The organism is Caenimonas sedimenti (genome assembly GCF_007833165.1).
GTDB lineage: Bacteria > Pseudomonadota > Gammaproteobacteria > Burkholderiales > Burkholderiaceae_C > Ramlibacter > Ramlibacter sedimenti.
Window position 1 is genome coordinate 138590 of sequence record NZ_VOBQ01000019.1, and the last position, 7820, is coordinate 146409.

General features: G+C 67.3%; 8 protein-coding genes. 5 read left to right on the forward strand and 3 right to left on the reverse strand.

Going from position 1 to position 7820, the window contains the following annotated elements; translation table 11 throughout:
- The first annotated feature begins 60 nt into the window (after positions 1-60).
- From FN976_RS23120 to FN976_RS23130, 3 genes are read left to right on the forward strand one after another with little or no spacing between them, the layout of a single operon-like run.
- On the forward strand, positions 61-1038 hold the full coding sequence (locus FN976_RS23120) for a tripartite tricarboxylate transporter substrate binding protein (protein WP_255440756.1): 978 nt from the start codon (positions 61-63) through the stop codon (positions 1036-1038).
- Complete coding sequence (locus FN976_RS23125; protein WP_186511118.1) at positions 1035-1529, forward strand: tripartite tricarboxylate transporter TctB family protein; 495 nt, start codon at positions 1035-1037, stop codon at positions 1527-1529. Before FN976_RS23120 ends, FN976_RS23125 begins: the two co-directional genes overlap by 4 nt.
- A gap of 12 nt (positions 1530-1541) precedes the next feature.
- Positions 1542-3041: a tripartite tricarboxylate transporter permease gene (locus FN976_RS23130; RefSeq protein WP_145895442.1), complete on the forward strand. Its 1500-nt coding sequence runs from the start codon at positions 1542-1544 to the stop codon at positions 3039-3041.
- Here FN976_RS23130 and FN976_RS23135 read toward each other — a convergent pair.
- From FN976_RS23135 to FN976_RS23145, 3 genes are read right to left on the reverse strand one after another with little or no spacing between them, the layout of a single operon-like run.
- Positions 3022-3672 carry a class I SAM-dependent methyltransferase gene (locus FN976_RS23135; RefSeq protein WP_145895443.1) on the reverse strand — a complete coding sequence of 217 codons (651 nt, stop codon included), beginning with the start codon at positions 3670-3672 and terminating at the stop codon, positions 3022-3024. The two genes, FN976_RS23130 and FN976_RS23135, sit on opposite strands and share 20 nt — an antisense overlap.
- Positions 3673-3676: 4 nt before the next feature.
- Positions 3677-4399 (reverse strand): sulfite exporter TauE/SafE family protein, encoded by a 723-nt coding sequence (locus FN976_RS23140; RefSeq protein WP_145895444.1) that lies wholly within the window; start codon positions 4397-4399, stop codon positions 3677-3679.
- A 2-nt stretch (positions 4400-4401) separates the two neighbouring features.
- Positions 4402-5430, reverse strand: coding sequence for an AraC family transcriptional regulator (locus FN976_RS23145; RefSeq protein ID WP_145895445.1), 1029 nt, complete (start codon positions 5428-5430; stop codon positions 4402-4404).
- A gap of 66 nt (positions 5431-5496) precedes the next feature.
- On the opposite strand from FN976_RS23145, the gene FN976_RS23150 reads away from it, so the two are divergent.
- Entirely contained in the window at positions 5497-6663 is a 1167-nt protein-coding gene (locus FN976_RS23150; protein WP_145895446.1) for a mandelate racemase/muconate lactonizing enzyme family protein, read from the forward strand.
- Positions 6660-7664: a M28 family peptidase gene (locus tag FN976_RS23155; protein ID WP_222432872.1), complete on the forward strand. Its 1005-nt coding sequence runs from the start codon at positions 6660-6662 to the stop codon at positions 7662-7664. Before FN976_RS23150 ends, FN976_RS23155 begins: the two co-directional genes overlap by 4 nt.
- Positions 7665-7820: the final 156 nt, after the last annotated feature.

Below are 7820 nucleotides of genomic sequence, written 5' to 3' on the forward strand. Positions count from 1 at the left end.
AATGCAAAATGCAATGCACGTAAACGCTGAGGCCATTTTGGCGGCCGCCCAACCTGAAGGATGAATATGCAACCGACGCTCTTTTCCCGCCGCGGCGCCCTCGCCACGCTGCTGGCCGTCGCCTTCGTCGCGCCTGTCGCGGCCCAAGCTCCGCTCGAATTGAAGATCACGGCACCGGCCGGTGCCGGCGGCGGCTGGGACGGTGCCGCGCGTTCGCTGCAACAGGTGATGACCTCAACCGGTGCAGCCAAGAGCGTGCAGGTCGTCAACGTGCCCGGCGCCGGAGGGACCGTGGGCCTGGCCCAGTTCGTGAACGGCGCCAAGGGCGACGGCAACCAGATGATGGTGATGGGCATCACCATGGTGGGGGCGGTGCTCACGAACAAGTCGCCGGTGACGCTCGAATCCGTGACGCCGATCGCGCGCCTCACGGCCGACCAGCTGGTGATCGTGGTGCCGGCCAACTCGCCGCACAAGACGACCAGGGATCTCGCGGCGGCGCTCAAGGCCGACACGTCCAAGGTGGTGTGGGCTGGCGGCTCGGCCGGCGGTGCCGACCACATCCTGGCGGGCCTGGTCGCCAAGGCGGCGGGCGGCGATGCCACCAAGCTGAACTACGTGCCGTTCTCGGGCGGCGGTGAAGCGCTGGCGGAAATGCTCGGCGGCCGCGTGACGGCGGGGATCTCGGGCTACAACGAATTCGAAAGCCAGATCAAGGCCGGCAAGCTGCGCGCGCTGGCGATCTCTGGCGGCAAGCGCATGGCCGGCATTGACGTGCCCACGCTGAAGGAACAAGGCATGGACGTCGAACTGCTCAACTGGCGCGGCATCGTCGCGCCGCCCGGCATCACCGCTGCACAGAAGACCGCTCTGGCCGCAGCAGTGACCAAGGCCGTCAAGTCCGAAGACTGGAACAAGGTGCTGAAGGCCCGCGGCTGGGACGACGCCTACCTCGATGCCGACGGCTACGCCGCCTTCCTGAAGGCCGACCAGGTCCGCGTCAAGGATGTTCTCACGTCTGTTGGCCTGGTGAAGTGAGCGAGCCCGGCGCACCCGCCGGGCCGCGTTGGCAAACGCAGTGCGGCATCGGTGTCGCACTGCTGCTGACCGCCGCCGCGCTGTGGTTCGACATCCGGAACCTGCCGGTCTCGCCAGCCGTTGGCGTCGGCCCTTCGGCGGCGCTCAAGCTCGTCGGCGCCATTGTCGCAATCCTAGGGCTCTGCCACTTCATCGGCGCGTGGCGGGCGCGCAAGGTGAGGCACTCCCAAGCTGTCGATCATGGCAACCGCGCGTCGCTGGCGATCGTCCTCGCTGCTCTCGTGGGGCAAATCCTCCTGCTGGAAGTGGGCGCCGGTTTCATCTTCAGTTCACTGTGGCTCTTCGCGCTGACGGCGCGTGGATTCGGCGAGCGTGTCGGCCCCAAGTCGGTGGCCATCGGCGCGACGCTCGCCATCCTCGTCTACCTCTTTTTCACCAAGGCGCTTTCGCTCGCCCTGCCTGCCGGTCCGCTTGAGCGGCTGTTCGGCTGAACGCGTCACCCCATGGAAGTCTTCCAATCGCTGCTGCACGGGCTTTCCGTCGCGGTCCAGCCCACCAACCTCATGTTCGCCGGTATCGGCGTTCTGCTCGGCACGCTGGTCGGCATCCTGCCCGGCATCAGCCCATCGCTCACCGTTGCCCTGCTGCTGCCCGTCACGTTCAAACTCGACCCGACCGGGTCCATCATCATGTTCGCCGGCATCTACTTCGGCGGGATGTACGGCAGTTCGACGACCGCCATCCTGCTCAACACGCCGGGTGAAGCGGCCTCCATCGCCACCGCGATCGAAGGCCACAAGATGGCCAAGGCCGGCCGAGGCGGCCCGGCGCTGGCCACGGCGGCCATCGGCTCCTTTGTCGCCGGAACGATCGCGACCATCTTGCTGGCCGTGTTGGCTCCGACCATCGTGGAACTTGCGGTGGCCTTCGGGCCCTGGGACTACTTCGGGTTGATGGTGCTGGCATTCGTGACAGTGTCGGCCACTTTCGGAACCTCGGTACTGCGCGGGCTGACCAGCCTCGCGCTGGGGCTGGTCCTCGGTCTGGTCGGCATCGACAAGCTCACCGGGCAGTCGCGGCTGGCGTACGGCGTCCCATCCTTGATGGACGGCGTCTCGATCACGACCTTGGCCGTCGGCCTCTTCGCGATGGGCGAAGCGCTCTATACCGCGTCGCGCTACCGCGGCATTGCGGAGACGATGGAAGCGGTGCGCGGCTCGCTGTGGATGACATGGGACGACTGGCGGCGCAGCTGGAAGCCCTGGCTGCGCGGTGTGGCGCTCGGCTTCCCCATCGGCGCGCTACCGGCGGGCGGCGCGGAAGTGCCGACGTTGCTGTCGTACACCATCGAACGCAAGCTCGCGAAGCAGCCCAACCAGTTCGGCGAAGGCGCCATCGAGGGCGTGGCCGGACCGGAGGCCGCCAACAACGCTGCCGCCACCGGCACGCTGGTGCCCTTGCTGGCACTTGGACTGCCCACCTCCGCCACCGCGGCGATGCTGTTGGCGGGGTTCCAGCAGTATGGCCTCGTGCCCGGTCCGCTGCTGTTCATCACCAACACCGACCTGGTCTGGGGCCTGATAGCGAGTTTCTTCATCGGCAACCTGATGCTGCTGGTGCTGAACCTGCCGCTGGTGGGCCTGTGGGTCAAGCTGCTGGAAGTGCCGCAGCCTTACCTGTACGCCGGCATCCTGGTGTTCGCGGCCATGGGCACGCTTGCGGCCAATCCGTCCACGTTCGAACTCGGCATGCTCGTCGCGTTCGGCATCTGCGGCTACCTGATGCGCTGCTGGGACTACCCGTTGGCACCGATGATCGTCGGGTTGATCCTTGGGCCGATGGCGGAAAGCCAGTTCCGCCGGGCGCTGCAGATCAGCCTCGGCGATCCCTGGGTGTTCTTCAAGCACGGTGGATCCGCCACGCTGCTGGCGCTTGCCGTCATAGCGCTGATCGCGCCGCTCATTTTCAAACGCTTGAGCCGATTCAAGGGCGAGGACGCTTGAGGATCCATTGAAAGCCGTCAGAGCGATGGCCGTTCATGGTCACCACTTCCATCTTGCGGCTCTCCGTCCTTTCGAACGCGCCGAACAGCCCGGCCAGCCACTCGGGCGTGTGATGCCTTACACGCGCGCCATCCTCGGTCATGAAGACCCCAAACGGCTCCCCTGCGGCCGCGTGCTTCGCGTAGCGGTCGGCATTCCTGGTATCGACCTGCAACGGATAGTCGCTGAGATAGAGGATGCCGTCGGGCTTCAGCAGCCGGTGCAATTGGACGGACAGTGCGCGTTGCGACGTGTCGTCCGGGATGCAGGTCAGGACGGCGAACAAGAGCACGCAGTCGACCGTGCCATCAGGCAGCGTGGGGCCGGCTTCGCCGATCACTTCGAACCGGATTCCGGGGTGCGCCTCCCGCGCCCGCGCGATCATCGCGGGGGAGAAATCCAGGCCAATGACGTTGTCGTAGCCCGCATTCCGCAGCTCGGCGCACAGGCGGCCTTGGCCACAGCCGTAGTCGACCACCAGCGCATCGGGCGCCACATTCCGCGCCAGCAACGCGATGTCCAGCGGATGCGTGAACACCTTGGAAGCCGCGGCGCCATCCCAATAGTTCCGCCGGCTGAGGTCGATCGTCATGGCTCTACCGAACGGCGGCCCATAGCAGCGAAAGTCCCGAGACCAGCATCAAGCTGTCGATGAGCGAGCGATACGCCGCCGCCGAAAGCTTCAACACCACGAAGCGGCCCACGAACGAACCCGCCATCAGGGTCGAACCCACGATGACGCCCTGCACCACCACCTCCGGCGTCAAGGCGCCGAAGAGCTGGAACGTCGCCACCTTGGCCACGTACATGCCGATGGAACTGGCGGCTTCCGTGCCCAGGAAGGCCCCGCGTTCCAGACCGTAGAAGGTGAAGAGCGGCACCGTGAGCGGGCCGGTGGAAGCGACGACACCGGTCAGTAGGCCCAGCGGCCCGCCCAACAACATCAGGTGCGTCGTCGTGATGCGGAACTCGCGCCGCGCCAGCCAGCGGCGCGCGGGGATCAATGACAGGAAGAACAGGCCCAGCGCGGTCTCGGCCACGCCCGGCGCAATCTCCAGCAGCAGCCGCGCGCCCAGCATCGCGCCGGGGATCGCGGTGGAACAGTAGGCGCCGCAGGCGCGCCAGTCGATGTCGCGCCACCAGGCCAGCACCCGCCCCAGGTTGCCCAGGATGGCGGCGACGGCCATGATGGGGATCGCCTGGCGCGGGCCGAACATCACGACCAGCACCGGCATCATCACGAGGGACGAGCCGGTGCCGACGATGCCACCCAGCGTGCCGGCGAACAGGCCGAACGCGAGCAGGAGGGCGTAGTCCACGGTCAGGCGGTGGCCTGCGCGGCCGGCTGCAGCTGCGCGCGCCGCCAGGCCGCCGGCGGCAGCCCGGTGGCGCGCTTGAAGGCGCGCGCGAACGACGCCTCCGATTCGTAACCGACGTCGAGCGCGACGGCCGCGACACTGGACCCCCCTTCGCGCAGCAGCCGGGCGCCGCACTGCATCCGCCAGTTGGCCAGGTACTGCATCGGCGCCAGTCCGGTGAGTGCGACGAAGCGCTCGTGCAGCGCCGACCGAGACAGGTTCACGCGCTGACCGAGGTTCTCCAACGTCCAGGCCGCGCTCGGGTCCGCGTGCATCAGCGCGATCGCGCGCCCCACCTGGCGGTCGCGCAGCGCGCCGAGCCACCCCTGGGCTTCCTGCGGAAGCGTGTCCAGGTAGCGCCGCGCGCCGTCGACGAACACCATCTCGCTGACCCGCTCCAGCAAAGCCGCCGTGCCGGCCCGCCGGTCGCCGGACTCGGACACCGCGTGCTCCAGCATCGGCGCCACCCAGGCGCCGACGCCCTCGGCCGGCAGGTGCAGAAGCCGCGGCAGGGCCGCGATCAGCGGGTTGAACGGCCGCAGGTCGCAGGCGATGAAGCCGCACACGATGACGGTGCTGGCATCCCCGGCCGGCAGCCGCGAACCCGGCTCGAACATGGTGCCGCGGTAGGTGATGGGGATGGGCTTCGGCGCGTCCCGCATGCGGAACAGCCAATCGCCCTCTTCCGCCGGGGCGAGGCCCGGTTCGCTCGAGATCGTGTGCGCATCACCATGGGGCAGCATCACGATGTCACCCTGGCGCAACCTGAGCGGCGGCTCTCCGTCCAGCTTCACCCAGCCCTCGCCTTTGGCGAACAGGTGGTATTCGATGACGTGCTCGGCGCCGGGCATGACCGCCGGCGCCACCATGCTCGACGGCGGCGCGAAAGCCGCCCACTGGTCGCGGCAGCTCACGTGGAAGAACACCGAGCCCCGCAGCCGCACGCTGCGCAGCACGTCGGACAAGGGGTCGAGCTGGCTGGATGGAAGCACGGGCGCATGCTAGCCGAAGCGCGGCCGGGCGATCCAGTACAGTGGATCGTCCCCTGGAGACCGCCCGTGAAGATCGTCGAAATCCGCGAGAAGACGCTGCCCATCAGCTCGCCCATCCGCAACGCCTACATCGACTTCAGCAAGATGACGCTGAGCCTGGTGGCCGTGATCACCGACGTGGTCCGCGATGGCAAGCCGGTGGTCGGCTACGGCTTCAACTCGAACGGCCGCTATGGCCAAGGCCAGTTGATGCGCGAGCGCTTCCTGCCGCGCATCGCCGAAGCCGCGCCCGAATCGCTGCTGGACGAGAGCGGCAACAATCTGGACCCGCACAAGATCTGGGCCACCCTGTTCAAGAACGAGAAGCCGGGCGGCCACGGCGAGCGCTCGGTCGCCATCGGCACCATCGACATGGCGGTGTGGGACGCGGTCGCCAAGATCGCCGGCGTGCCGCTGTTCCAGCTGCTGGCCGACCGCTACGGCAAGGGCCAGCCGAACCGCAAGGTGTTCGTGTACGCGGCCGGCGGTTACTACTACCCGGGCAAGGACGACGCGCAACTGAAGGACGAGATGCGCAGCTACCTGGACCGCGGCTACAGCGTGGTGAAGATGAAGATCGGCGGCGCTTCGCTCGACGACGACCTGCGGCGCATCGACTCCGTGCTCTCCATCCTGCAGGACGGCCAGCGCCTGTGCGTGGACGCCAACGGCCGCTTCGACCTGGACACCGCCATCGCCTATGCCAAGGCGATGGCGCCCTACAACCTGTTCTGGTACGAGGAGGCTGGCGATCCGCTCGACTACGAACTGCAGGCCACGCTGCGCAACTACTACAAGAACCCCATGGCGACCGGCGAAAACCTGTTCTCCATGCAGGATGCGCGCAACCTGATCCGCCACGGCGGCATGCGGCCCGACCGCGACTGGCTGCAGTTCGACTGCGCGCTGAGCTATGGCCTGGTCGAGTACCTGCGCACGCTGGACATGCTGAAGGAACACGGCTGGTCCGCCAGCCGCTGCATCCCGCACGGCGGGCACCAGATGTCACTGAACATCGCCGCCGGGCTGGGCCTGGGCGGCAACGAGTCCTACCCTGACCTGTTCCAGCCGTTCGGCGGGTTCCCCGACGGCGTGAAGGTGGAGAACAGCTACGTAACGATGCCGGACCTGCCGGGCATCGGGTTCGAAGGCAAGGCCGATCTGTATCGCGAGATGCAGGCGTTGTCGGCGTGAGCGCCAGGTTCCGCTGGCGCAGCGTCGGCATCGCGCTGGTGGTCATCACGCTGCTGGCTGTGGTGCCGGCCGCCTATCTGGTGTGGCGGGTCGCTCAGCCGTGGACGGACGGAGTCGCGCACCCGGCCACACCACGGGCAGATGCCACGCAGCTGCAGCGCGACGTGCGCGAACTGTCCACCCGCTTCGACTCGCGCAGCGTCAACCGGCCCGAAGTGCTGGACGGAGCCGCCAGCTACATCGAAAAGCGGCTGACCGAAGCCGGCTTGCAGGTCGTCAGCCAGCGCTTCGACGCGCGCGGCCAGACGTACCGCAACCTCGTCGTCCGGCTCGGCCCTGACACGCCGGAGGTCGTCGTGGTCGGCGCGCACTACGACGTGTTCGGCGAACTGCCAGGTGCGGACGACAACGCCAGTGGCGTCGCGGGCCTGATCGAACTCGCAAGGCTGCTGCGGACGCAGCCGTTGACGAAGCGGGTGGAACTGGTGGCGTACACCAACGAGGAGCCGCCCTTCTTCCGCACGCCGCACATGGGCAGCGCCATCCATGCCGCGGGGCTGCGAGCGAATGACAAACGCGTCTCGCTGATGCTGTCGCTGGAATGCATCGGCTACTTCTCCGACGCACCCGGCAGCCAGGACCATCCGGCTCGGCTGATGGAAGCCATCTACCCCACCACCGGCAACTTCATCGCACTGGTCGGCTTCTACGAGGACGGTGCAGTGGCGCGCCGGGCCAAGGCGGCGATGAAGGGTGCGACGGATTTGCCGGTGCACTCGATCAATGCGCCCGGCTTCGTCACCGGCATCGACTTCTCCGATCACCTGAACTACGCGCGCGAGGGCTTCGTGGGGATGATGGTGACCGATACGGCGTTCTACCGGAACAAGGCGTATCACACGCGCGCGGACACCTGGGAGCGGCTGGACTATGGGCGCATGGCCAAGGTCGTCACCGGGGTGGCGGCCGTCGTGCTGTCGCAGGCCAATCGGCCCATGTAAGGTTCAGGCGCCTTGGTCTGTTCTCGGCCGATTCTGTTGAAAAACTCTCCGGTGCCGCCTAGATTTGCGCGAACCAAATGCGGGGGTGCTGACGATGATGGGAAGCCAAGGCGGAGCGCAGGATCGGCTGTTCTACTCGTTCAACCTTGAAGACCA